At 64.1% G+C, this 23,081-nt stretch carries 20 protein-coding genes and 1 pseudogene; 9 read left to right on the top strand and 12 right to left on the bottom strand.

Annotation, left to right across the window (positions count from 1 at the left end):
- Positions 1–28 precede the first annotated feature (28 nt).
- The 3 genes from K8374_RS17285 to K8374_RS17295 form a co-directional block, all read right to left on the bottom strand.
- Entirely contained in the window at positions 29–1,363 is a 1,335-nt protein-coding gene (locus K8374_RS17285) for an MFS transporter (RefSeq protein WP_224456529.1), read from the bottom strand.
- Positions 1,364–1,421: 58 nt separating this feature from the next.
- Positions 1,422–2,492 carry a C45 family autoproteolytic acyltransferase/hydolase gene (locus tag K8374_RS17290; protein WP_224456530.1) on the bottom strand — a complete coding sequence of 357 codons (1,071 nt, stop codon included), beginning with the start codon at positions 2,490–2,492 and terminating at the stop codon, positions 1,422–1,424.
- Positions 2,493–2,645: 153 nt separating this feature from the next.
- The gene (locus K8374_RS17295; RefSeq protein WP_224456531.1) at positions 2,646–3,575 is read right to left on the bottom strand and encodes a LysR family transcriptional regulator; all 930 of its coding nucleotides are present in this window, start codon (positions 3,573–3,575) and stop codon (positions 2,646–2,648) included.
- A gap of 244 nt (positions 3,576–3,819) precedes the next feature.
- On the opposite strand from K8374_RS17295, the gene K8374_RS17300 reads away from it, so the two are divergent.
- Both K8374_RS17300 and K8374_RS17305 read left to right on the top strand, forming a co-directional pair.
- The gene (locus tag K8374_RS17300) at positions 3,820–5,541 is read left to right on the top strand and encodes an amidohydrolase (RefSeq protein WP_224456532.1); all 1,722 of its coding nucleotides are present in this window, start codon (positions 3,820–3,822) and stop codon (positions 5,539–5,541) included.
- A gap of 218 nt (positions 5,542–5,759) precedes the next feature.
- Entirely contained in the window at positions 5,760–6,485 is a 726-nt protein-coding gene (locus tag K8374_RS17305) for a TorF family putative porin (RefSeq protein ID WP_224456533.1), read from the top strand.
- Positions 6,486–6,534: 49 nt separating this feature from the next.
- Here the strand turns inward: K8374_RS17305 and K8374_RS17310 are convergent, their stop codons facing one another.
- The 5 genes and pseudogenes from K8374_RS17310 to K8374_RS26510 all read right to left on the bottom strand — a co-directional run.
- Positions 6,535–7,497, bottom strand: a complete 963-nt coding sequence (locus tag K8374_RS17310; protein ID WP_224455813.1) for an IS110 family transposase — start codon at positions 7,495–7,497, stop codon at positions 6,535–6,537.
- Between the two features lie 242 nt (positions 7,498–7,739).
- Positions 7,740–8,369, bottom strand: coding sequence for a helix-turn-helix transcriptional regulator (locus K8374_RS17315; protein WP_224456534.1), 630 nt, complete (start codon positions 8,367–8,369; stop codon positions 7,740–7,742).
- 16 nt (positions 8,370–8,385) lie between these two features.
- Positions 8,386–9,018 carry a hypothetical protein gene (locus K8374_RS17320; protein ID WP_224456535.1) on the bottom strand — a complete coding sequence of 211 codons (633 nt, stop codon included), beginning with the start codon at positions 9,016–9,018 and terminating at the stop codon, positions 8,386–8,388.
- Between the two features lie 270 nt (positions 9,019–9,288).
- Positions 9,289–10,029 carry a methyl-accepting chemotaxis protein gene (locus tag K8374_RS26505; protein WP_411969651.1) on the bottom strand — a complete coding sequence of 247 codons (741 nt, stop codon included), beginning with the start codon at positions 10,027–10,029 and terminating at the stop codon, positions 9,289–9,291.
- Between the two features lie 162 nt (positions 10,030–10,191).
- Positions 10,192–11,175, bottom strand: a pseudogene (locus tag K8374_RS26510) (cache domain-containing protein); the annotation flags it as partial.
- A gap of 387 nt (positions 11,176–11,562) precedes the next feature.
- On the opposite strand from K8374_RS26510, the gene K8374_RS17330 reads away from it, so the two are divergent.
- Complete coding sequence (locus K8374_RS17330) at positions 11,563–12,054, top strand: GNAT family N-acetyltransferase (protein ID WP_224456537.1); 492 nt, start codon at positions 11,563–11,565, stop codon at positions 12,052–12,054.
- Positions 12,055–12,205: 151 nt separating this feature from the next.
- On the opposite strand, the gene K8374_RS17335 is transcribed toward K8374_RS17330, so the two are convergent.
- From K8374_RS17335 to K8374_RS17345, 3 genes are all read right to left on the bottom strand, one after another.
- The gene (locus K8374_RS17335; RefSeq protein ID WP_084858005.1) at positions 12,206–12,397 is read right to left on the bottom strand and encodes a DUF4223 family protein; all 192 of its coding nucleotides are present in this window, start codon (positions 12,395–12,397) and stop codon (positions 12,206–12,208) included.
- A gap of 276 nt (positions 12,398–12,673) precedes the next feature.
- The gene (locus K8374_RS17340; RefSeq protein WP_224456538.1) at positions 12,674–13,690 is read right to left on the bottom strand and encodes an Ldh family oxidoreductase; all 1,017 of its coding nucleotides are present in this window, start codon (positions 13,688–13,690) and stop codon (positions 12,674–12,676) included.
- Between the two features lie 96 nt (positions 13,691–13,786).
- Positions 13,787–15,409: an APC family permease gene (locus K8374_RS17345; protein WP_224456539.1), complete on the bottom strand. Its 1,623-nt coding sequence runs from the start codon at positions 15,407–15,409 to the stop codon at positions 13,787–13,789.
- 475 nt (positions 15,410–15,884) lie between these two features.
- Here K8374_RS17345 and K8374_RS17350 point away from each other — a divergent pair, with 475 nt between their 5' ends.
- The 6 genes from K8374_RS17350 (at position 15,885) to K8374_RS17375 (ending at position 22,622) form a co-directional block, all read left to right on the top strand.
- Positions 15,885–16,598, top strand: a complete 714-nt coding sequence (locus K8374_RS17350; RefSeq protein WP_411969652.1) for a helix-turn-helix domain-containing protein — start codon at positions 15,885–15,887, stop codon at positions 16,596–16,598.
- A 252-nt stretch (positions 16,599–16,850) separates the two neighbouring features.
- Positions 16,851–17,783: a 4-hydroxyproline epimerase gene (locus tag K8374_RS17355; RefSeq protein ID WP_224456540.1), complete on the top strand. Its 933-nt coding sequence runs from the start codon at positions 16,851–16,853 to the stop codon at positions 17,781–17,783.
- A 70-nt stretch (positions 17,784–17,853) separates the two neighbouring features.
- Complete coding sequence (locus K8374_RS17360) at positions 17,854–18,801, top strand: dihydrodipicolinate synthase family protein (protein WP_084858010.1); 948 nt, start codon at positions 17,854–17,856, stop codon at positions 18,799–18,801.
- Between the two features lie 111 nt (positions 18,802–18,912).
- On the top strand, positions 18,913–20,490 hold the full coding sequence (locus tag K8374_RS17365; RefSeq protein WP_224456541.1) for an aldehyde dehydrogenase (NADP(+)): 1,578 nt from the start codon (positions 18,913–18,915) through the stop codon (positions 20,488–20,490).
- Positions 20,491–20,598: 108 nt separating this feature from the next.
- The gene (locus tag K8374_RS17370; protein ID WP_084858012.1) at positions 20,599–21,258 is read left to right on the top strand and encodes a GntR family transcriptional regulator; all 660 of its coding nucleotides are present in this window, start codon (positions 20,599–20,601) and stop codon (positions 21,256–21,258) included.
- A 77-nt stretch (positions 21,259–21,335) separates the two neighbouring features.
- Positions 21,336–22,622 (top strand): NAD(P)/FAD-dependent oxidoreductase, encoded by a 1,287-nt coding sequence (locus tag K8374_RS17375; protein WP_224456542.1) that lies wholly within the window; start codon positions 21,336–21,338, stop codon positions 22,620–22,622.
- A gap of 86 nt (positions 22,623–22,708) precedes the next feature.
- Here the strand turns inward: K8374_RS17375 and K8374_RS17380 are convergent, their stop codons facing one another.
- Positions 22,709–23,041 (bottom strand): YegP family protein, encoded by a 333-nt coding sequence (locus tag K8374_RS17380; protein WP_224456543.1) that lies wholly within the window; start codon positions 23,039–23,041, stop codon positions 22,709–22,711.
- Between the last annotated feature and the right edge of the window lie 40 nt (positions 23,042–23,081).

The raw sequence follows: 23,081 nt of genomic DNA on the forward strand, positions 1-23,081 counted from the left end.
AAAGGGCTGCGCAGCAGCCCCATGGCCATCAATGCCGAGCCAGCACCGCGTCCTCGGCACATCCGATAGGCTCCTCGTCGATCTGCGCCATGCTCAGCCGCGACGTCTCGCGCAGCATCAACGAACACACCGCCACCAGCGCCAGCGCCCCTGCCCCATACAACGCCACGCCCAGCGGGTCATGGTCGGTGAGGATCAGAATCGCCGTGGCGATACTCGAGGCCGTACCACCGCCCAGCGCCGCACCGATCTGGTAGCTGGCAGAGATCCCTGAGTAACGCATGCTGCGCGGGAACTGCTCGCCGAGGAACGCCGGGATCGGTCCCTGGGTCGCCCCCATCAGCAGGCCGGTCAGGCTGTAGGCGAACAGGGCGATGGCAAAGCTCTGCATGCCGACCAGGGCGAAGAAGGCGAACAGCCCCAGGGCCATGACCAATGCACCGAACACCATCACCGTGCGCCGGCCCAAGCGATCGGACAGATAGCCGAACAAAGGCGCCGACAGCACGATGGCGATCGACAGGGTCAGGTCGAACATCAGTGCCTGGGTGCTGCCGTAGCCCACCTGGGTGGCGTAGGTCAGGAAGAATGTGCTGCCGATATAGGCGATGGTGCAGTAACCGAAGGCAATGCCGGTGCACAGCAGCAATTGCCGTGGCCGCTGGCGCAGCGCCTCGGCCAGAGGAGCACGTACCAGCTTGGCGGCAGGTGCCGCCAGTGGCGCTGGGGCCCTGAGGCGGGCATACAGGCCGATCAGCACCAGCGTGCCGCCGAGCCAGAACGGGATGCGCCAGGCAAAGGCCACCAGGTTGTCGTCGAAGGCCGCGCTGACGATCGCGAACACCGCAGCGCCGAGGATGCCGCCGACGCCGATGCCCATGCTCGTGAAGCTGCCCCATAACCCTCGCCTGCCTGGTGGTGCCGACTCGATGCCGAACAGCGCGGCACCACCCCACTCGCCGCCCGCGGCAAAACCCTGGACCAGGCGCAGCAGCACCAGCAGGACCGGCGCCATCACGCCGATGCTGGCGTGGCTGGGCAGGCAGCCGATGAGGAAGGTGCTCAGGCCCATGAGCAGCAAGGTTGCCACCAGCACCTTCTGGCGGCCGATGCGGTCACCGAAGTGGCCGAAGACCAGCCCACCCAGGGGGCGTGCGAAAAAGCCGGCACCGAAGGCGCTGAAGGCCACCAGGGTCGCGGTCAGGTGGTCCATCTGCGGGAAGAACACCTGGGGAAACACCAGCGCCGCCGCCGTGCCATAGATGATGAAGTCATAGAACTCCAGCGCAGTGCCCAGGCCGGAGACGCAGAAGGTCCGCAACGCAGACCGGGATGACGCAGGGTGGGAATGTTCCGCATGCATTGTTGTTGTTCTCGTTTTGCGGGTGCCGCCCCACGGCAGGCAGCGGCACCGGGTTGGCTCAGAAACGTTCGAAGCCGGCCTTGGCCAGTTGCAGCGGCGTACCCGCCACGTAGTCCAGGAAGCAGTGCTCGGTGTCGATACCGACGCTGAGCAGCGTTTCCCAGCGTTCGGTATCCGGCATGGCCATGTCCGGGTGGAAGCAGATCGGTGCGCTGTCGCCTTCGGCGCCGCACATGGCCTCGGCGCGGGCGCGCAGGTCGCTGCTGCCCATCTGGCCGATCACCTGTTCCAGGTGGCCCAGGCGGCATTGGGTGTCGGCGCGGTCGGCGACCTGCTCGCCCAGGCTCAGCTGCGGGTCGAGGAAATGGTTGGTGTGCAGCAGCCAGCCGTCCTCGCGTGGCAACACCAGCGCGGTGCGCTCAGGGCTCAGCTCGATGCTCACCGCACGTGGGCTGCAGTCCTCGCGGGAGAACACGGTCAGCACGGTCGAAGCGCTGACCCGCGCCGAACGCGCCAGCTCCACGGCTTCCTCGACGCTGCTCGCATCTTCCAGCAGGCGACGGGCGATGGCATGCACCGGCACCCCGCCGCTGTCGTTGTCGCTGGTGTGGTGCAGGATGTTGAAGTGCAGGCCCAGACCTGCGCTGTTCACGCCCAGCTTGGCCAACATGCCGAACTCGCAGAACAGCTTGACCTGCATGCCGCGCTCGGTGTGCAGGCCCAGCATCAGGCCATGGGGGCAGAGGCTGTCGTGCCAGTCCCAGGTCTGCAGGGTCTGCGGTGCACGCGGACCGCGAGGTGCGTGCACGGTGGTGGAACATTCGCTGTGGCGGGTGCGAGCGGCCAGTACCTCGGTGCGTGCGTTCAGGCTCGCCAGTTGCCACAGCGGCAGGTCCGTACCACTGGCCATGCCGATCACTTCCGCCGCCAGGTTCGGGCTCCAGGCTTCCAGGGCTGCCAGGCTGTTCTCGCCGATGCGCTGCGCCTCGCGCAGCGACACGCCGACCCGAGGGAAGAAGTCCAGGTACAGCTGGGTGGTCTGGCGGATCTGCTCGGCGAAACGTTCGCCGATCTGGCGACCGCGCTCGGCGGGGTTGCGGATGTCGGTGACGAGGGTGTGGATCTTCACTGCGGGGGAACTCCTGGTACAGCGGCCTCAAGGCATCGTTGCTGTTTGGGAAAGAGTGGAATGCCTGATCAGGCGACCTCCCTTAGCCTAGCGAGCCGCCTCCCGCCGATCATCGTCACACCCCGCACAACTTTTGTGCCCAGACGGAAAAACTCAGCCCCGCTCAGCCGCCTCCAGGCCCTGCCCCCGCAGGTGTTCGTGCAGCAAGGCGATGAAGGCCTGCACCTTGCGCGTATTGCGCCGGTGCGGCAGGTACAGCACATGCACCCAGGGCCCGAACGCGCTCAAGGCCCGCCAGTAGTCGGGCAGCACTTCCACCAGTTGGCCCTTGGCCAGGTAGGGGGCGGCGCACCAGGTGGGCACGAACTGCAGGCCCTGGCCATCGAGCAGGCAGGCCAGCAGGAAGTCGAAGTTGTCGCTGACCAGCTTGGGCGTGGGCTGGCGCACGCGCAGGGTCTGGCCGCCCTGCTCGATCCACCAGTAGCTGCGGTTGAGCAACGGGTGACGCAGCAGCAGCCAGTCATGCTGGGCGTAGTTCTCCAGGGTGATCGAGTCGCCGCGCCGGGCCAGGTAGTCGGGGCTGGCACAGAGGATCACGCGGTTCTCGATCAGCGGCTGGGCGATCAGTTCAGGCTGGTCGGTGGGGCCGTCGCGCAGCGACAGGTCGTAGCCGCCGTCGATCAGGTCTTCATTGGCATCGTTGAGGTTCACCTCCAGGCGCACCTGCGGGTGTTCGCGCATGAACCGGCAGCACACCTGGTTGAGAAACGCCGGGCCGAACGACGGCGGCGCGGTGATGCGCAAGGTGCCCCGCAGCTCGTGCTGCAGCTGTTCCACTTCCTCGGTCACCAGTTGCAGGTGCATCAATGCCTGGCGCGCGCCTTCCAGGTACAGGGTGCCGGCTTCGGTGAGCGCCATGCGCCGGGTGGTGCGCTCGAACAGGCGCACGCCCAGTTCGGTTTCCAGGTGGGCGACGGCCTTGGTGATGGCCGAGGGGGTCTTGCCCAACTGCTCGGCGGCACGGCTGAAGCTGCCGTGCTCGGCGGCGGCGACGAAAATGGTCAGGGCCGTCATTTTGTCCATGGTTTCTTCCTGTTCGGCACAAGCGAGGCAATGCGAAGGCGCGGCGAGTATCTGCGCCTTTTCATCAAACCGGCAAATGCCGCGCGATTTGAATAGGCACCGGCATGCCTGGGCTTTGCACCACGGCAATCATAGGCGACGGATTATTTCCCCAGCGCGAAAAAAGTTGTGCCTGCCGTCGCATTTAATCGCCCTTGCGCCTTGGCTAGGCTGCGGCCCCATCACAACAAGAACGAGGCATCGAATGAAGCAGCTCCTGAAGATGGCGATCAGCGCGGGCCTGGCCTGCACCGCCCTGCCGGGCTTCGCGGCGGTCGACGTGATCCTGCACAACGCCAAGGTCTATACCGCCGAACCCGGCCAGCCATTGCAGCAGGCCGTGGCGGTCGAGGGCGAGAAGATCGTCGCGGTGGGCTCCGATCAGGCCGTGCTGCGCCTGAAGGCCAACGGTACGCAGGTGATCGACCTGGGCGGCAAGGTGCTGATGCCGGGCATGCTCGACTCCCACTCCCACGCCATCAAGGGCGGCCTGCAGTTGGAACTGGCCAACCTGGCCGGCGAGCAGCTGCCCCTCGACGAGCTGGAGCAGCGCCTGCGCCAGTGGCGCCAGGATGGCAAGGCGGTACGTGGCGAATTCCTCTCCGTCGGTGGCGTGCCGGGCACCTACTGGGACGACATCCCGGCCCTGGAGCAACGCTTCAACCATGGCGAATGGGCCGGGCAGCCGATCCTCCTGGCGGCCAACGACATGCACACCGGCTGGGCCAACCAGGCCATGCTCGAGCGCGCCGGGATCGATGCCGAGACCCTCGCGGCGCTGCCCGCCGAGGCACGCAACACCATCGGCCAGCACCCGGACGGTACCCCGAACGGCTTTCTCGCCGACGCCAGCTACTACCCGGTGACCGACCTGCTGCCGCCGCTGAGCCATGACACCCTGATGACCGCCGGGCGCATGGCCCTGGACTACAACAAGCAGCTGGGCATCACCGGCTGGATGGACCCATTGGCCAACGAACTGCCAGGGGCCGACGTCAACAACGATTCGCTGGGCGTGCTGCCAGTCTACAAGGCCCTTTCCGAGCGCGGCAAGCTGACCGCCCACGTCGCCGCCCTGCTGATGGCCGACTCCAAGGCGCGCCCTGCCGACCTGGACGAGCTGGACAAGGTGCGCCAGCAGTTTCTTGGCGTAGAAAACCTCACCCTGCCGGGCATCAAGGTGTTCGCCGACGGCGTTGCCGAGGCCCCGGCACAGACCGCAGCCATGCTCGAACCTTACAAGAACTCCGGGCAGAACGGCGAACTGCTGCTGGACCCGAAACACTTCGGCGAGCTGGTCAGCGCCGCCGATGCCCGCGGCTGGCTGGTGCACGTGCACGCCATCGGCGACCGCGCCGTGCGCGAGGCGCTCAACGGTGTGGAGCAGGCTCGGCGCGAGCGCCACAGCGGCATCCCCCACTCCATCACCCATTTGCAGATGGTCAACCCGAAGGAATACGCCCGCTTCAAGGGCCTGGACGTGATCGCTTCGATGCAGCTGTACTGGGCCAGCGCCGACGAGAACAACCTCGACCTGGTCAAGCCGTATGTCGACGCCATGGCCTTCATGCATACCTTCCCGGCCCGGTCGCTGTTGAAGAACGGTGCGACCATCGCCGGGGCCAGCGATTGGCCGATCACCACGCCGGAGCCGTGGAAGGCGATCTACCAGGCGATCAGCCGCAAGGGCCCCAAGGGTGTGCTCAACGCCGAAGAGGCCATCGACCGCGAAACCATGTTCCAGGCCTACACCCTCAATGCCGCGCGGGCCATGCGCCTGGAACAGCAGGTCGGCTCGCTCAAGGTCGGCAAGCAGGCGGACATGATCGTCCTCGACCGCGACGTGCTCACCGTCGAGCCTGAAGCACTGCGTGACACCCAGGTGCTGCAGACCTGGTTCGCCGGCAAGCAGATCTACGCGCGCTGATCGCTTCGCGGCCCCTGTGGGAGCGGGCTTGTCCCGCGATCAAGGGCGAAGCCCTTGCCAGGCGGGATACCGGGCCCGGCCTAATCGCGGGACAAGCCCGCTCCCACAAAGGGCCTGCAAACCCAAATAGTTATGCGTTGCTCTATGAGAGCGGGCTTGTCCCACGATAGCGCCCGCCCTGCCATATCCCACACAAAAACAATAACGGAAACCCTCGAATGCGCCCACGCACCCTCATCGCAGGCGGCCTGCTGGCCTGTGCCCCGCTCGCCCACGCCATCGACCTCGACGACGACTTCAGCCTCGAAGCCAAGGTCGGGATCTTCAGCGACTACCGTACCCGCGGCATCTCCCAGACCCAGAACGACCCGGCCCTGCAAGGCTCGCTGACCCTGGCCCACAGCAGCGGCCTGTACGCCGGGATCTGGAGCTCCAACGTCGACTTCGGCTTCGGCAGCCGCACCCGCCAGGAACTGGACTACTACGCCGGCTACTTCTGGCAGATCAGCGACGATGTCACCCTCGACACCTCGTACATCAAGTACGTCTACCCGCGCCAGGGCAACTTCAACTACGGCGAATACCATGCCGAACTGCGTGCCTGGGGTGTGCTGCTGGGCGGCAACTACTCGGACGACTTCAATGGCGACCAGTCGATGCTCTACAGCTATGTCGGCTATGGCACCCTGCTGCCCCATGACATCGGCCTTCAGGTGCGCTATGGGCGCAACGACTACAAGGACCCGAGCTGGTTCGCCAACGACGGCAGCAGCCGCAACGCCTACCACGAATGGGAAGTGGAACTGAGCCGCACGATGCTGTCGCTGGACTGGTCACTCAGCTACATCGACACCGACCTGTCCCAGGCAGAATGTGCCAGCTACCTCGGCTTCAAGGACGTCTGCTCGGCCACGGTGGTGGCCGCGGTCAGCAAAGCGTTCTGATTGGCCGCTGCGCGGCACAAGGCCGCTCCTATCGGCTTTGTAGGAGATTCTATGGTTGTGGGCAAGCATTTTTAGCTGTTCTGGTGACGTATTCGCCCTGACTCTTCAATAGGGCGAATGCGACTCTGGCGAGCTTCCTGGCCAAGATCACCAGGGCCTCGGTAGTAGCCTTACCTTTGCTCCTGTGGTGTGCATACACCTCTTTCCAGGCCACTGATCGACTAGCCGACATTGCCGCATTGTGCAGAAGGCGTCGTATCTCAGAGCAGCCCCGCTTGGTGAGCCGCCGACGGCCGGTTTTTTGCCCGGAGTCAGAGATTTGCAAGTCCATGCCCAAGAAAGCGATGAATGAATCACCATTCTTGAAGTCCCCCCGGATAAACGCTGTCACCAACCCCACAGCGGTCAAAAATCCGATGCCTTCTATCTTTTGGCAGCGGGCGACCTGCTCGCTTAATCCGGCTTCGCGCACCAACTCCTTGAGCTTTTTCTGAAGCAGTACATCGAGTTTCTCCATGTTCTTGGCAAAGGATTTGAACACGGTCTCAAGGCTTCTTTCATTGGACCAGCTTTGCATCAAGGCGGTGCGTGCCGAGACCAGCGAGGCGCGGCGACGCAGAAGGCTCTGGAGCTTGCCGTAGACGGCTGGAGGTGGGCTCCAGGGACGTAGTCCACTGCCTTCGCGGGAAAGATAGCGAGAGAGTAGATAAGCGTCAGAGGCGTCCGTCTTCACCCGACCACCGACGCTCTTTCGATAGTTACTGAGCTGGAAGCCATCGACCACGTAGACTGCAAAGCCTTTTTCATAAGCCATCTCCACCAGGTCGAGATGGTAGGTATTCGTTGCTTCGACGCAGATAGCGGTATTGGCGGGTTGTTGTCCCAGCCATTTTTTGATTTCGGGTTTGGTATTTTTCAGCGAGGACTGTTCATCACGGTCTTCGAAATGGACAACCAATTCGACTTTGGCCACATCCACACCAATGATGAATTGGCTTACCTGCATTGCCATTGGCCACACTCCCACGTATGGTTTTTCTGCTTGGAGGGGTTTTCACCAAGAGGCGCTGGCTTGCTTCTATCGTCGCTTGCAAACGATGCATTCTTTATCGGCGCTTTGGTGAAGGGGTGGGGCGATGTCTCCCACGGTCTGTACTGCGGCTAACAGTCAGAATCGGCTTTTTCGTCCCACCACCCCTTCAAGTATCACCATACAAGCGGCCTTGTGCCGCGAAAGGGCTGCACAGCAGCCCCTCATATGAGTTGCGGCTCACCTGGCGCCTTGAGCGAAAACCGGCATACCGCCCCACCACGCAACATGCACTCCTGGTGCACCGCCTCCCCCCCGCCCAACGCTCCGATCAACGCCAGGTCCAGCTCGCAGACCACCGGGTGGGCCTTGGCCAGGTGATGGAACACGCAGTTGTGGGCCACGATCTCAGGCTCGCCGGACGACCGAAAGAATACCTGCGCCTCGTAGCCGGCATTGTTCATGTGCTCGACGATGCGCGCCTCGTCGACCACCTTCTGCTCCATGTCCTCGGCCAACTTGCGCCCAAGGTTGCGCATCAGCGCCAACAGCGCGTCCTGGCCGATCAGCCCGGCGACTTGGTCGATCAGCAGGTTCGCCAATAGCGGATACTGCCGTGGAAACAGCTCCCGGGCGCGGTCGGTGAGCTGGTGCAGCTGCTCCGGGCGCCGCCCGGTAGGCCGGGTGGCGCCGCGTTGGACCAGGCCGTCACGCTCCAGCGCCGCCAGGTGCTGGCGCACCGCGGTGCGGGTGACCGCCAGGGCCTGCGACAGCTCGTCGATGCTCATGCCTCCAGGCTGGTAGAGCAACGCGTTGAGCAGGTCCTGCTGAGTACGGCCCAAGCCTTCGAGCATCGGGTTGCCTCCTTGTTCAGAACTTGTCCGGGAACTGCTTGACCAGCGCGCCGGCCAAGGCATCGGCCAAGGCCTGCATATGCTGGCGCATCATCTGCCAGGTCTGCGCCTCGCCGGCATAGTCACCGGCGGCGAACTGGTCGATCTGCGACAGGTGATGCCCGCCGTGGGCGGTGAGCATCGACAGCAGGGTCTGCTCCGGCAGGTAGGGGTTGGCCTTGGCCAGGAAGGCAGACAACGCCTTGGCATTGCTCGACAGCTCGTTGACGGCCGTTTGCTTGCCGGCCTTGTCCTTGGCCACGGTCGCGTCGCTGTAGTGTTTCACGGCGCCCCAGTGCCCGGCCAGCAGCTTGAGCAACTGGTCGGCGGCGGGCTGGCCGTACAGCGGGGCGATGCTGTTGGCGATGGTGGTGGCATTGCCCACCACCTGCTTGGCGGCGACCTCGGCTTGCTTGTGGTTACCCGCCTGGTTGGCCATGGCGTAGTTCCTGACCCAGAACACATGCTCGACCCAGAGGTCGCGCAGGGCCAGGCGCGTGGTCAGCGCCGCGGAGTCGGTGGTGGGAGAAGCAGCGGGGGCAGAAGTTTGGCTCCAGGCTGGCTGGGCGCACAGGGCCAGTAGCAGCAAGGCGGCGATCTTGAGATTCATGGCAGCACCCTCGGGTGGGATTGGACTGACAAGAATAATTTAAGCATCAAAATATGTTTTTATTAGTGGCTGCCTGAGATTCCGATCAATGGTCTTACCGACCTGCGCGCTTTCCCCTGTAGGAGCGGGCTTGCCCCGCGATCGGCTGCGCAGCAGCCGCGAACCAGGCAGCGTTGTGTCTGCCTGGTCTATCGACGTGGCAGGTTTTACGGCTGCTGCGCAGCCGATCGCGGGACAAGCCCGCTCCTACAGAAACAGTCGTGTGCTCTTTTAGATCCTGAAGCTGCCCACCAGCTGCTTCAAGCGCCCCGCCTGCTGGCTCAGGGCATCGCAATGGCGCAGGGTTTCGTTGAGGTTCTCCACCCCTTGCTGGTTGAGGCTGTTGATCTGGGTGATGTCCAGGTTCAGGCTCTCGACCACCGCGCTCTGCTCCTCGGTGGCGGTGGCCACCGACTGGTTCATGCCGTCGATCTCGCCGATGCGTTGGGTCACGCTGGCCAGCCGCTCGCCGGCCTGATTGGCCACCTGCACGGTCTGCTCGCTGGACACCTGGCTTTCGTTCATGGTGTACACCGCCTCGCGCGAACCCACCTGCAGGCTGGTGATCATACGGTGGATCTCCTCGGCCGACTCCTGGGTACGGTGGGCCAGGTTGCGCACCTCGTCGGCCACCACCGCGAACCCACGCCCGGCCTCGCCGGCACGGGCCGCCTCGATGGCGGCGTTGAGCGCCAGCAGGTTGGTCTGCTGGGAGATGCCCTTGATCACGTCGAGGATCTTGCCGATCTCGTCGGTGCTGGCGTTGAGCGCCTCGATCTGCTCGCACGACTCGCTGATCTTCTGCGACAGCGCGGTCATGGCGTTGATCGCATCGTCCACCACCTGGCGACCGTCGTTGGCCTGGTCGCTGGCGCCGCTGGCATGCTGCGAGGCGTCGGCGGCGTTGCGGGCGATTTCCTGGGTGGCGGCGCCCAGCTGGTTGATCGCCGCGGCGACGCTGTTGGTGCGCATGCTCTGTTCCTCGGAGCCGATGATCGAGGCGTTGGAGGCGTGGACCACCTTCTCCGACAGGTCATGCACCAGGCGGGTGGCCGAGGACACCTCGCTGATCGAGGCGTGAATACGCTCGACGAAGCGGTTGAACGAGGTGGCCAGTTCGCCGAACTCGTCCTTGTGCTGCACCGCCAGGCGGCGGGTCAGGTCGCCTTCGCCTTCGGCGATGTCCTGCATGGCGCGGCCCATGGTGGTCAGCGGGCGCATCAGCACCGGGATCAGCAGGCCCAGCAGGCCGGCGATGGCGGCCACGGCGATGAGCATGGCGATGATCGCCGAGGTGCGGAACTGGCTCAGGCCCGCGTAGGCTTTGTCCTTGTCGATGGACAGGCCGATGTACCACTGGGCCGAGGGCAGGCCCTGCACGGGGGCGAAGGAAATGATGCGCTCCTGCCCGTTCAAGGTGACGTCCTGCATGCCGGGCTCGACCTTCAAGGCGGCATCGGGGTAGATGTCCTTGAGGTTCTTCATCACCTGGTCCTGGTCAGGGCTGACGATCACCTGGCCGTTGCGGTCGGCGAGGAAGGCGTGGCCGATGCCGCCGAAGTCCACCGAGTTGATCAACCGCACCAGGGTATCCAGGCTCAGGTCAGCGCCTGCCACGCCCAGCAGCTCACCGCTGGCCTTGGCCTTGACCGGCGTGACGATGCTCATCATCAAGCCACCGACGGTGCCCTGGTAAGGCGGGGTCAATACCGTGCCGCCGGCATTGGCGGCTTCGCCGTACCAGGGCCGCTTGCGTGGGTCGAAACCTTCGGGCAACTCCACGAACGGCCGCTGGGTGAATACCCCGTCAGCCTGGCCGAGGTAGGTGAAGAGGAAGTTCTGCGTATAGGACGGTTGCTCGACCAGCCCGGCGACATGTTCGCCGACGCCCTGCTGGGCGATGTCCTGGGCGAGGTTCTCGAGCATCAGGATGCGCCCGCTCATCCAGTTCTGCACGCTGCTGGCGGTCAAGGCGCCAGCCTGCTGCACGGAAGACTCGATGTTCTGGCGGATGGTGTTGCGCTGCAGGTAGTCGTTGTAGAGGGTGAACAAGGCAAACGCCAATACCACGACGCCGCAGGCACTGAGCAGTACCTTGTGGCGGAATTTCAGGTTCATGTTCCGGACCTTGGATGGATTGTTCTTTTTATCGCGCGCCCATGACTCGATGGCGGGACTCTCGCTTGCGCTATCGGCTGCCCATGTATGGATCTTGAGCGCTGCGGCGATTTTTCCCACAAAGTTCCACAACCTTTCTTATTGAATTAAGCGGCAATGGGGCCGCTACGCGCCCCATCGCGGGACAAGCCCGCTCCTACAGGGACCTCGTCATTGGAGGGTTTGCGTGATCCTGTAGGAGCGGGCTTGTCCCGCGATGGGCTGCATAGCAGCCCCAATGAATATCCAAAACCGGCACTAGCCTGTATGGCGTAATTCACGGCAATCTGTAACTAACACCCGCCTGGTGGCTGCTCTAGCATCGAGCCCACTGATGGAGGGCATGCCATGAACGAAGTCCCCGGCAATATCGACTGCGCGGGCCTGACGGCCCGCCGCCTCGGCCTCGACGACCTGGAAGTGATCTGCCGCCACCGCGAGCGGATGTTTCTGGAGGCCGGCGGCGATCCTGAACAACTTCGCCAGATGACCGAACACTTCCGCCCCTGGCTGTCGCAGCGTCTGGGCGATGGCCGCTACTACGGCTTCGCCTTGGTAGAGGGCGAGCAGGTCGCCGCCGCCATCGGCCTGATGAGCATCGACTGGCCACCGCACCCGGCCCATCCGACCCGCGATCAACGTGGCTATGTGCTGAACGTGTTCGTCGAACCCGACTACCGGCGCCGGGGCCTGGCGTCAACGTTGATGAAGCTGGCCGAGGCCGAGTTCGCCCGGCGCGACATCGCGTTCGCCGTGCTGCATGCCACCGAGGCCGGCAGGCCGGTGTATCTGGCGCAGGGGTGGAACGCTACCGCTGAAATGGCCAAGCACTTGGGTTGAAAGCGTGCAAGCCGGTATGGCGCTATCTCTAAAAATAGCGCAGGACAGGTGGGAGCCGGCTTGCCGGCGATAGGGCCGGAGCAGGTAAAAAAAACCCCAGCCATAGGATGACTGGGGTTTTTGATCACGCCGAAAACGGCGCGTTCCAGAATTACTGCTGCTGCGGCAGCTTGTCGATCGGGCCGCAACCGCCAATAACTTTGGAAATGGAAACCGAAGGGTGGAACAGGTAGTCGTACGAGCAGTTCTTCTGCTGGTTGAAGACTTGGCCGGTGCAACCGGAGAGCAGTGCCACGCCGGAAACGACAGCGACAGCAACAGTGGCCTTGATCAGCTTTTTCATTACTAAATCCTTTAATTTATAATTCACCACCGTACTGATGGCGCCGCGATATTAGCAAACGCGTTCAAAAAAAAGAATTGCCAATGTGCACAGGCTTAGTTGAACGGTTACAACGGCTTGTTTATCAATCCAAACCCTTGATTTCCTTTAGTATTTCCACTCAATTGAATGCCTGCTCACCATACAAAAGTGCCGCTCGGAAGTGTGACTTGCATCACGAAAGGCAACTTGCGAAGTTCAACTAGTTGGCCTGTTTCTCTTCACGTTTTGGCCGCCTCAAAGCAATTGACGCACCTCCTCGACCACCTGCCGATTGACCCAAACCCCTTGCGCCTGCGATCGCTCGCGGGCACTGAAACGACGCTGGGAAGGCAGGCGTGCACCCTGTTCGGTGATCGCGGCGAACAGGTGTTCCGCCCGCTGCATCCCGGCTTCGACATCGTCCCCCAGGAAGGCCTTGGGGTCTAAGGCCAGCAAAAGCTCGCCATGGCACGGCGTGGCACCGGCGCCGGCATCGAACGCCATGGATTCGAGGCTGGTCATGTCACCGATCAGCGCGCCGGCGAGCAATTCGATCATCGCCGCCAGGGCCGAGCCCTTGTGGCCGCCGAAGGTTTGCATCGCACCCGCCAGCGCCGCGCTCGCATCGTTGGTCGGCTGGCCATCGCTGTCCAGCGCCCAGCCATCGGGGATCGGCTTGCCCTGGCGGGCGTGCAGTTCGATGTCGCCACGGGCGATGGCGCTGGTGGCGAAGTCGAACACGAACGGCTCGTTGCCCGGGCGCGGCCAGGCGAACGCCAGGGGGTTGGTGCCGAACACGCCGCGCTTGCCACCGGCCGGCGCTACCCAGCTGTGGCTGGGGGTCATTGCCAGGCCGACCAACCCGTGGGCGGCGATGGCCTCGACTTCCGGCCACAGGGCCGAGAAGTGGAAACAGTTGCGGATGACCAGCGCTGCGATCCCTTGCTGCCGTGCCTTCTCCACCAACACCGGCAGGCCGGTCTGGAAGGCCAGGAGCGAATAGCCCTGGTGCGCATCCACCTTGACGATGGATGGGCCCTGGTCGTGGACCGTCGGCAACACTGCCGGGTCGACTTTGCCGGAGCGCAGCGAACGCACGCACACCAATACCCGGTACAGGCCATGGGAATGACACTCGTCGCGCTGGCCCTGGGTGATCACCTCGGCGATGGCCTGGGCGTGGGCCATGGACATGCCATTGGCGAGCAGGGCATTGACCGCCAGGTCATGGACCTCCTCGAGGCTCAGGTGGATCGAATCAGTCTGGTTCATGTGTTTTCTCCTTGAAGCAACGCTCTCCCTGCGGAAACGGCTGTGCCATCACGGCGCCGTGACCAGGGCTTTCGCCCTGGATCACGGGGCATCGGATCAGCTGGCGTGTGCAGTGCTCAACCCCTTCACGGCAGGTTGCGCGTGGGGCTCGTCTTCTTCATCGGCCTCCAGGCGCACCAAGTGGGCCGGCACGCCGGTGCAGGCGCCCCAGTAGTAGATGCCCAGCGAGCACAGGGCGACGATGACGTTGTCCAGCGGATGAGCCAGCACGCCCAGGCCACCGAAGCTGCCGAGCTTGGACAGCACGATGATCATCGCGTAGAAGCCCACCAGCCAGAGCGAGGAACGCACCTGTTGTTTGAGCGACAGGTGCTCGGTGGGCACGAAACGCCCGGCCAGCAGGTACACCAGGAACATCAGGATCTGCAGGCTGAGCAGCCAGGACACGGTGTTCCAGCCCGACCAGTAGACGATCAGCGAGGCGATGATGAACGACACCGGACCCAGCACGCCCAAGGCCTTGACCCGGAACGGGCGGACCAGGTCCGGGGCGCTGCGGCGCAAGGCGGCGACCGAGACCGGCGCCACCGCGTAGCTCAATACCAACGCGGCAGACACCACGTTGATCAGCGCTTCCCAGGACGGGAACGGCAGGGTCCAGAAGATCGACATGGCGAAGGTCAGCCACAGCGCCGGACGGGGGATGCCGGACGCCTCGTCGATGCGGGTGAACACCTTGAAGAAGGTGCCGGTACGCGCCCAGCCGTAGATGACCCGCGGCGTGGCGTTCATGTAGATATTGCCGCAGCCGCTCGGCGAGATCACCGCATCGGCGATCACCAGATAGGCCAGCCAGCCGACGCCCAGGGTGATGGCGATGTCACGGTATGGCAGCGAGAATTCCTTGCTGATCTGGCCCCAGCCGTTGGCGAGCATTTCGGTCGGCACACTGCCGAGGAACGCCACTTGCAACAGCACATAGATGGCCGTGGACAGCAGCACCGAGAGAATCAACGCGATCGGGATGGTGCGTTGCGGATTGCGCACCTCGCTGGCCACCGAGATGATCGGCGTCAGGCCCAGATAAGCGAAGATGATGCCGCCACCGGACACGGCCATCTCGATGCCGGACATGCCGAACGGCGCGAAGCCCTGGACTTCCAAGTTTTCCGGGCTGAAGAAGCTGTAGAGCACGACGATGACCAGCAACGGCACGATGAACTTGAAGGTGCTGATCAGGTTATTGGTCTTGGCGAAGGTCTTGACGCTGCGGTAGTTGACCATGAAGAACAGGCACAACAGGGCGAACTGCACCAGCCAGCCGGCCAGGGTCGCGTCGTTGGTGCCCGGTTTGGTCAGTTGCGGGAACCAGGCCGCGGCGTACTGGCGCGAAGCGACCACTTCGATCGCCACCAGGCTCGAGAACGCGATGATGGTGATGAAGCCCATCAGGTAGCCCAGCAACGGGCCATGGGAAAACACTGGGTAGCGCACCACGCCGCCGGCGCGTGGCAAGGCGGCGCCCAGTTCGCAGTAGACGATGCCCAGCAGCAGCACGGCGAAGCCGCCGATCAGCCAGGAGATGATGCCCGCCGGGCCGGCGATGGCCGAGACGTGGCTGGCAGCGAACAGCCAGCCGGAGCCGAAGATTGCGCCCAGGCCGATGAACGTCAAGTCCATCAGCGACAGTTGTTTCTTGAATTTACCTTGGCCTGACATAGCTAAGCCCTTTTTTGTGGATTATTGAAATAGGCAGAAACTGTGTTGGAGATCGTGGTCGTTCGTAGGTGAAGCAAAGGCCTCTGGGTTCGAGGAGTGACGCTTGTCGCGATGGCGCAAGCAGCGCTTCCTGTTTCAGCGATGGGTTGCAAAAGCCCGTTCCAGACAGGCGGATGGTCTATGGCCGCCGGGCAGGAGTCAGGGGCGAGGAGGTGCCAGGCACGCTCGTTCTTTTCTAGGTTGAACTGATCGCGGCCAGGATTGCTTGATGGTTTTCATCAACCCTGATGACGAATTCGGCACAATTTGCATCCGCTGCTTGACGCCGGGCCGCCATGTGCAGGCATCCTGAAAAAAACAATCCGCCCGTGCCACACGGCCCGGGGACAGGCTCCCGAACTGCAGGACCGCCACCATGCCCGAGTCGCATTTCGCCGCCATCAGCGAAGGCCTCAGCGCCCATCGCCCGAAGAACATGAAGGAGCTCATGGGCTGCATCTCGCTGATGCAACCCATGCTCGATGCCATCCCCAACGCCGTGATCTTCGTCAAGGATGCGCAAGCCAGGTACCTGATGGCCAACCGCACGCTGGTGGAGCGCTGCGGCTTGAAGTCCCTCGCCCCGCTGCTGGGGCGCACCAGCGCGCAGGTTTTTCCGGCACAGCTCGGGCCGGGCTACACCGAGCAGGACCGGCGCGTGCTCGAAGGCGCCCTGGTGTTGCAGGACCAGTTGGAAGTGCACCTGTACGGGACACAGCAACCGGGCTGGTGCCTGACCCACAAGCGCCCGATCCTCAACCGCCAGGGCGAGGTCATGGGCCTGATCGGAATTTCCGTCGACCTGCAGTCCGCCGCCCAGGCACACCCGGCCTACCAGCGGTTGTCGGCGGTGGATGCCTACATCCGCGAGCACTACCACCGCCCGATCACCCTCGATGACCTCACCGCGGTCGCCGGCCTGTCCGTGGCGCAGCTGGAGCGTTACTGCAAGCGGATCTTCCACCTCACGCCGCGGCAGATGATCCACAAGGCCCGGCTGGAGCAGGCGCACCTGTTGCTGCATTCCGAGCTGCCGATCACCGAGGTGGCGCTGCGCTGCGGCTACTCCGACCACAGCGCCTTCTCCCGGCAGTTCAAGACCATGACCGGTTTCACACCGCGCCAGTATCGCCAGGCGACCCGCGGCTGATTGACTTGGGCCTGCTCAGCGCCCCCCTGTAGGAGCGGGCTTGTCCCGCGATGGGCCGTCCCTCTCACCACGGCGGTATGGCAAGGGCTTCGCCCTTGATCGCGGGACAAGCCCGCTCCTACAGGGGGCGTCGGCTTACTGGCGATAAAAACGAGTCAGAGGCTTGATTGTATAAAATCTACATTGTATAAAATCTGCAATCCGCCCCACCCCAGCCCTCCGGCTGATGCTTGCAGAGGATCCATAATTTCAATGAAAAGCATCCATGTCATCGACTCCCACACCGGCGGCGAACCCACCCGCCTGGTCATGAGCGGCTTCCCTGCCCTCGCCGGCCAGACCATGAGCCAGCAGCGCGATCACCTGCGCAACGAGCACGATCAATGGCGCCGGGCAACCCTGCTCGAGCCCCGCGGCAACGATGTACTGGTCGGCGCCCTGTACTGCGAGCCCGTTTCGCCGGACGCTACCTGCGGCGTGATCTTCTTCAACAACACCGGCTACCTGGGCATGTGCGGCCACGGCACCATCGGCCTGGTCGCCTCGCTGCATCACCTGGGCATCATCGAACCGGGCGAGCACAAGATCGACACCCCCGTCGGCCCGGTGGAAGCCACCCTGCACAGCGATGGTTCGGTGACCGTGCGCAACGTGCCGGCCTACCGCTACCGCCACGATGTACCGGTGCAAGTGCCCGGCTACGGCGAAGTGCGCGGCGATATCGCCTGGGGCGGCAATTGGTTCTTCCTGGTCTCCGAACATGGCCAGACCCTGGAGCAGGGCAATGTCGAGGCGCTGACCGCCTACACCTGGGCCATCCTGCAAGCGCTGGAGGCCAACGGCATCTACGGCGAGGACGGCGGCGTGATCGACCACGTCGAGCTGTTTGCCGCTGACCCGCAGGCCGACAGCCGCAATTTCGTGATGTGCCCGGGCAAGGCCTATGACCGTTCGCCGTGTGGCACCGGTACCAGCGCCAAGCTCGCCTGCCTGGCCGCCGACGGCAAGCTCGCACCGGGCCAGGCCTGGGTCCAAGCCAGCATCACCGGCAGCCGCTTCGAAGGCCGCTACGAACAGGAAGGCGAACGTATCCGCCCCTCCATCACCGGCCGTGCCCATGTCACGGCAGACAGCCAACTGCTGATCGACGAGCAGGACCCCTTCGCCTGGGGCATCTGCCAGTAACCCGAGCACGTCGCCTTACGACGCGACACCCCTGACCACCGACCTGAATGAATGCTTCAAGGAGCCCACAATGACTGACAATATCTTCACCGGCTGCATTCCTGCCCTGATGACCCCCTGCACCCCGGAGCGCAAGCCCGACTTCGACGCGCTGGTGAAAAAGGGCCGTGAGCTGATCGATATCGGCATGAGCGCGGTGGTGTACTGCGGCTCCATGGGCGACTGGCCGCTGCTGACCGAAGCCGAGCGCCAGGAAGGCGTGGCGCGCCTGGTCGCCGCCGGCATCCCGACCATCGTCGGCACCGGCGCGGTCAACTCCCGCGAAGCGGTTTCCCACGCAGCCCATGCCGCCAAGGTCGGTGCCCATGGCCTGATGGTCATCCCGCGCGTGCTGTCCCGCGGCTCGTCGATCCCGGCCCAGAAGGCGCACTTCAAAGCCATCCTCGAGGCAGCGCCGAACCTGCCGGCAGTGATCTACAACAGCCCCCACTACGGTTTCGCCACCCGTGCCGACCTGTTCTTCGAACTGCGCAGCGAGCACCCGAACCTGATCGGCTTCAAGGAGTTCGGTGGCGCGGCAGCCATGAGCTATGCGGCCGAGTTCATCACCTCCAAGGACAACGAAGTGACGCTGATGGCTGGCGTGGATACCCAGGTGTTCCATGGCTTCGTCAAGTGCAACGCCACCGGCGCCATCACCGGCATCGGCAACGCCCTGCCGCGTGAAGTGCTGCAACTGATCGCCCTGTGCAAGCAGGCCGCCGCCGGCGACGCTAAGGCCCGTCGCCTGGCGCTGGAGCTCGAAGGCGCCCTGGCCATCCTGTCCTCGTTCGACGAAGGCGTCGACCTGGTGCTGTACTACAAGCACCTGATGGTGCTCAACGGCGACAAGGAATACACCCTGCACTTCAACGAGACCGACGTGCTGAGCGAATCCCAGCGCCGCTACGCGGAAAACCAGTACGCGCAGTTCCGCCAGTGGTACGCCAGCTGGGTAGCTGAAAACAACCTGGCCTGATCCCACGCCGGCTTCATCTCCCTGAGGCGGCACGCCTGCCGGCGTGCCGTCTTCCTCCCCTGCCCCTATCTGGCGCGGGAATTTCCGTCTTCTCGACCTCAGGAGAGCCCTATGAGTCTTTCAGGTAACCTGCTGATCGGCCAACGCGCCGTTGCCGGCACGCAAGCACCGGTCCATGCCATCAACCCTGCCACCAATGAGCGGCTCGAACCGGCCTACCTCGGTGGCAGCCGCGAGCATGTCGAGCTCGCCTGCAGCCTCGCCTGGGACGCGTTCGACCGCTATCGCGAGACGTCGCTGGAAGCCCGCGCGGTCTTCCTCGAACGCATCGCCCAGCACATCGAGGCCCTTGGCGACACGCTGGTCCAGCGCGCCGTGGCCGAGTCCGGCCTGCCGCAAGCCCGCATCCAGGGCGAGATCGGCCGCACCTGCTTCCAGCTGCGCACCTTCGCCCGCACCGTGCGTGCCGGCGAGTGGCTGGACGTGCGCGTGGACCAAGCCCTGCCGGAACGCCAACCCCTGCCACGCCCCGACCTGCGCCAGCGCCATATCCCCTTGGGCCCGGTGGCTGTGTTCGGCGCCAGCAACTTCCCCCTGGCCTTCTCCGTGGCCGGCGGCGACACCGCTTCGGCCTTGGCGGCGGGCTGCCCGGTGATCGTCAAGGCCCATAGCGCCCACCCCGGCACCAGCGAACTGGTCGGCCGTGCCATCCAGCAGGCGGTGCGCGAGTGCGACCTGCCCGAAGGCGTGTTCTCGCTGCTGTACGGCTCGGGCACCGAAATCGGTATCGGTCTGGTCAACGATCCACGTATCAAGGCCGTGGGCTTCACTGGCTCGCGCAGCGGTGGCATAGCCCTGACCCAGGCCGCCCAGGCACGCCCGGAGCCGATCCCGGTGTATGCCGAGATGAGCTCGATCAACCCGGTGTTCCTGTTCGAGTCGGCCCTGCGCAACCGTGGCGCCGCGCTGGCCGAAGGCTTCGTCGCCTCGCTCAACCAAGGCGCGGGCCAGTTCTGCACCAACCCTGGGCTGGTCATCGCTATAAAAGGTGAAGCCCTGGACGCCTTCATCACCACCGCCGCTGACGCCATCATCAGAAGCCCGGCCCAGACCATGCTCACCCCGGGAATCTACAACGCCTACAACAACGGCGTCCAGGCCCTGGCCAGCAATGCCAATGCCCACCTGCAGGCCAAAGGTGTCGCAGGCGACGGCCACAACCAGTGCCAGTCTCACCTGTTCGTCAGCAGCGCCAGCGACTTCATGCGCGACCACACCCTACAGGCCGAAGTGTTCGGCTCCGCCTCGCTGGTCGTCCAGTGCGATGACCTGGCCCAGGCCAGGCAGGTGGCCGAGCAGCTCGAAGGCCAGCTCACCGCCACCGTGCATATGGACGCTGCCGACAGCGAAGCAGTCGCCACCCTGCTGCCGACGCTGGAGCGCAAGGCCGGGCGAATCCTGGTCAATGGCTGGCCGACCGGCGTGGAAGTGTGCGATGCCATGGTCCATGGCGGCCCGTTCCCGGCCACCTCCGATGCCCGCAGCACCTCGGTGGGCACTGCGGCGATCCTGCGTTTCCTGCGCCCGGTGTGCTACCAGAACGTCCCGGACGACTTGCTGCCGCCAGCGATCAAGCAGGGCAACCCGCTGAACCTCCGCCGCCTGGTGAATGGCCAGCGAGAGCACTGACCGGCCATTGGCAGACCTCCACCGACAGCCCCGCGCCACGTCGGTGGATGCTGCCAGGCCCTTTTGCATACAATATGCAAATTCCAACCGGGTCCCTGAACAGTAACTATGGCTAGCTTCAAGACACGTGCCCAGCACGTTGCGGACGATCTTCGCAAACGGATACTCAGCGGCGAGTTCAAAGGCGCCACCCAGCTGCGCCAGGACGCGCTCGCGCGCGACTACGACGTCAGCCGCATTCCGGTGCGCGAGGCACTGTTGACCCTGGAGGCCGAAGGCCTGGTGGAGTTCCACCCCCACCGGGGCGCGTTCACCACCGAACTCTCCACGGCCACCATCCGCGAACTGTTCGACCTGCGCGTGCTGCTCGAATGCAGGGCACTGGCGCAGGCCATTCCGAAGCTGACCCCAAGCGAACTGGACCGCGCCGAGCGCCTGCTGGACCAATACGACGCCGCACTGGACTCGGGCAGCGATATCGACAACTGGAGCGAGCTGAACTTCGCCTTCCACACTGCGCTCTACTCGCCCGCCCAATTGCCGGAAACCCTGGCGATGATCACGCACCTGAACACCAAGTGCGACCGCTACATCCGCATGCAACTGCTTTATACGCGGGAGATCCAGAAAGCCGAGAAGGAACACCGCGAGCTGCTGGAGTTCGCCCGCGACAAGAACATCGAGGCGGCCTGCCGCCTGCTGGACCGCCATATCCGCGAAGCCTGCGAGGGCATCGTCGCGGTCCTGGAAAACAGCTTGAACCACTGACCCCGCGCCCTGGGCATTTTTCCGGGGCGTGGTTCGGACAAACCAATTGTATAAAATCTACGATCACGAGGTAGCGGATGCATTCTGACGAACTTCACCGTGCCGCCAGCAACGACGCCTATGACATCGCCGTGGTGGGCGCAGGGGTCGTAGGCGTCGCCTGTGCCCTCGCTCTATCCCGCCAAGGGCACCGCGTGCTGGTGCTGGATCGGGACGAACCGGGCAAAGGTGCATCGTTCGGCAACGCCGGCCATTTGGCCACCGAGCAGGTATTTCCCATTGCCGACGTGTCCATCCTCAAGCGCCTGCCGGCCATGCTGCTGGACCCGATGGGGCCGCTGCGCCTGGACTGGCGTTACCTGCCCAGGGCCCTGCCCTGGTTCACCCGACTGTTGCTGAATCTGCGCCAGCGCCCCTACCAGAACAGCGTCGCGGCCCTGCGGGCCTTGAACGAAGCCAGCCTGGATGCCTGGCGGCGCCTGCTGGCGTCGGTGGGTCACACGCAGCTGCTGAAGGAAGACGGCTCCCTGCTGGTGTTCGAGCGCCCCGAGTCCCGGGCTGCGATCGCGGCGGTCAAACAGAAGATGCAGGCCCAGGGCGTGCCCGTCGAGTTCTGGGATGCCGCCGCCGTCCAACGCACCGCGCCGCAGTTGGCCGAGTCGATCCAGGGCGGGCTGTTCTTCCCCGCGACCGGGCATTTCATCGATCCGCACCTGGTAGTGACGACGCTGGTTCAGGCCGCCCGGAAAAACGGCGTACGCTTTGCCCAGGAACACGTCGACAGCGGCCAATTGGTAGCGGACGGCGTGGCGCTACGCACCGGCAGCGGCGAGGTTCGAGCCCGCAAGGTGCTGATCGCCTGCGGCGCCCATTCGGCCAAGCTCACCCGACAACTCACCGGCAAGACAGTCCCACTGGACACCGAGCGCGGCTACCACCTGATGCTGCCCCACGAGCACGACCGCCTACCCCTGGCCGTGACCTTCATGGAGCGGCGCTTCATCATGACGCCTATGCAAGGCGGTCTGCGCCTGGCAGGCACGGTGGAGTTCGCCGGGCTGGAGCGCGCGCCCAACATGCAACGTGCCTGGCAGCTTCATCGCCTGAGCCAGGGCCTGTTCAAGAATGAATTGAATATCGAAGCCGCGAGCACCTGGATGGGCTTTCGCCCTTCCCTGCCCGACTCATTGCCGGTGATCGACCAGGCCTGCGACGGCCGCGTGCTGCTCGCCTTCGGCCACCAGCACCTGGGGCTGACCCAGGCGGCGACCACTGCGGAAATGGTGGCGTCCATGGCCGGGGCCGTGTCCATCGAGGGCAAACCGCTACCAGCGTTCGCGCCCTACCGGCTGGATAGGTTCTAGCCTGTACGGATAGGTGCAGGCTGAACAGGGTTCCACGTTTCATGGTTGAGCCAAGCCCCTAAGGGTTCGGCTCAACCAGACACCGCTTAGGTGAGATCTTTCACCGTTTTTGAAACACCATTGTTTTGCACCGACACGATGCCCGCATCTCGGGACTGCGACGTGGTGTACATCTGGCTCGTACCAATGATCTGATGGTTGGCGGCCTTCAGATTGAAATAAAACTTGCCATTGGAAGACTCCCGCTTTTCGTAACGCTCGGCCGACGGGCTGTTCGTCTGGACCGAGGCAATTCCATTTTCGGCTGACTTCTTCGCCTCATACAGCTCGCTGGTGAGGATGACCTCCCCGTTCCCTGCCTTCAATACGAATCTCACTTGATCGTTGCTGCTTTTGCTCAGTTCGAACCAGCCGGCCATAGGCGCTCCTTGGTGTGATGCGACAGTGTTGACGACATCG

The sequence above is a fragment of the Pseudomonas sp. p1(2021b) genome (assembly GCF_020151015.1).
GTDB classification, from domain to species: domain Bacteria; phylum Pseudomonadota; class Gammaproteobacteria; order Pseudomonadales; family Pseudomonadaceae; genus Aquipseudomonas; species Aquipseudomonas putida_K.

What these genes read in the sequence shown, in the direction of transcription:
- K8374_RS17350 (WP_411969652.1), top strand. Translation starts at nt 15,885, where the DNA reads ATGAAGGAGCTCATGGGCTGCATCTCGCTGATGCAACCCATGCTCGAT.
- K8374_RS17375 (WP_224456542.1), top strand. Translation starts at nt 21,336, where the DNA reads ATGCATTCTGACGAACTTCACCGTGCCGCCAGCAACGACGCCTATGAC.
- K8374_RS17330 (WP_224456537.1), top strand. Translation starts at nt 11,563, where the DNA reads ATGAACGAAGTCCCCGGCAATATCGACTGCGCGGGCCTGACGGCCCGC.
- K8374_RS17345 (WP_224456539.1), bottom strand. Translation starts at nt 15,409, where the DNA reads ATGTCAGGCCAAGGTAAATTCAAGAAACAACTGTCGCTGATGGACTTG.
- K8374_RS17305 (WP_224456533.1), top strand. Translation starts at nt 5,760, where the DNA reads ATGCGCCCACGCACCCTCATCGCAGGCGGCCTGCTGGCCTGTGCCCCG.
- K8374_RS17300 (WP_224456532.1), top strand. Translation starts at nt 3,820, where the DNA reads ATGAAGCAGCTCCTGAAGATGGCGATCAGCGCGGGCCTGGCCTGCACC.
- K8374_RS17355 (WP_224456540.1), top strand. Translation starts at nt 16,851, where the DNA reads ATGAAAAGCATCCATGTCATCGACTCCCACACCGGCGGCGAACCCACC.
- K8374_RS17370 (WP_084858012.1), top strand. Translation starts at nt 20,599, where the DNA reads ATGGCTAGCTTCAAGACACGTGCCCAGCACGTTGCGGACGATCTTCGC.
- K8374_RS17380 (WP_224456543.1), bottom strand. Translation starts at nt 23,041, where the DNA reads ATGGCCGGCTGGTTCGAACTGAGCAAAAGCAGCAACGATCAAGTGAGA.
- K8374_RS17365 (WP_224456541.1), top strand. Translation starts at nt 18,913, where the DNA reads ATGAGTCTTTCAGGTAACCTGCTGATCGGCCAACGCGCCGTTGCCGGC.
- K8374_RS17320 (WP_224456535.1), bottom strand. Translation starts at nt 9,018, where the DNA reads ATGAATCTCAAGATCGCCGCCTTGCTGCTACTGGCCCTGTGCGCCCAG.
- K8374_RS17315 (WP_224456534.1), bottom strand. Translation starts at nt 8,369, where the DNA reads ATGCTCGAAGGCTTGGGCCGTACTCAGCAGGACCTGCTCAACGCGTTG.
- K8374_RS17295 (WP_224456531.1), bottom strand. Translation starts at nt 3,575, where the DNA reads ATGGACAAAATGACGGCCCTGACCATTTTCGTCGCCGCCGCCGAGCAC.
- K8374_RS17335 (WP_084858005.1), bottom strand. Translation starts at nt 12,397, where the DNA reads ATGAAAAAGCTGATCAAGGCCACTGTTGCTGTCGCTGTCGTTTCCGGC.
- K8374_RS17285 (WP_224456529.1), bottom strand. Translation starts at nt 1,363, where the DNA reads ATGCATGCGGAACATTCCCACCCTGCGTCATCCCGGTCTGCGTTGCGG.
- K8374_RS26505 (WP_411969651.1), bottom strand. Translation starts at nt 10,029, where the DNA reads ATGCGCACCAACAGCGTCGCCGCGGCGATCAACCAGCTGGGCGCCGCC.
- K8374_RS17360 (WP_084858010.1), top strand. Translation starts at nt 17,854, where the DNA reads ATGACTGACAATATCTTCACCGGCTGCATTCCTGCCCTGATGACCCCC.
- K8374_RS17310 (WP_224455813.1), bottom strand. Translation starts at nt 7,497, where the DNA reads ATGGCAATGCAGGTAAGCCAATTCATCATTGGTGTGGATGTGGCCAAA.
- K8374_RS17340 (WP_224456538.1), bottom strand. Translation starts at nt 13,690, where the DNA reads ATGAACCAGACTGATTCGATCCACCTGAGCCTCGAGGAGGTCCATGAC.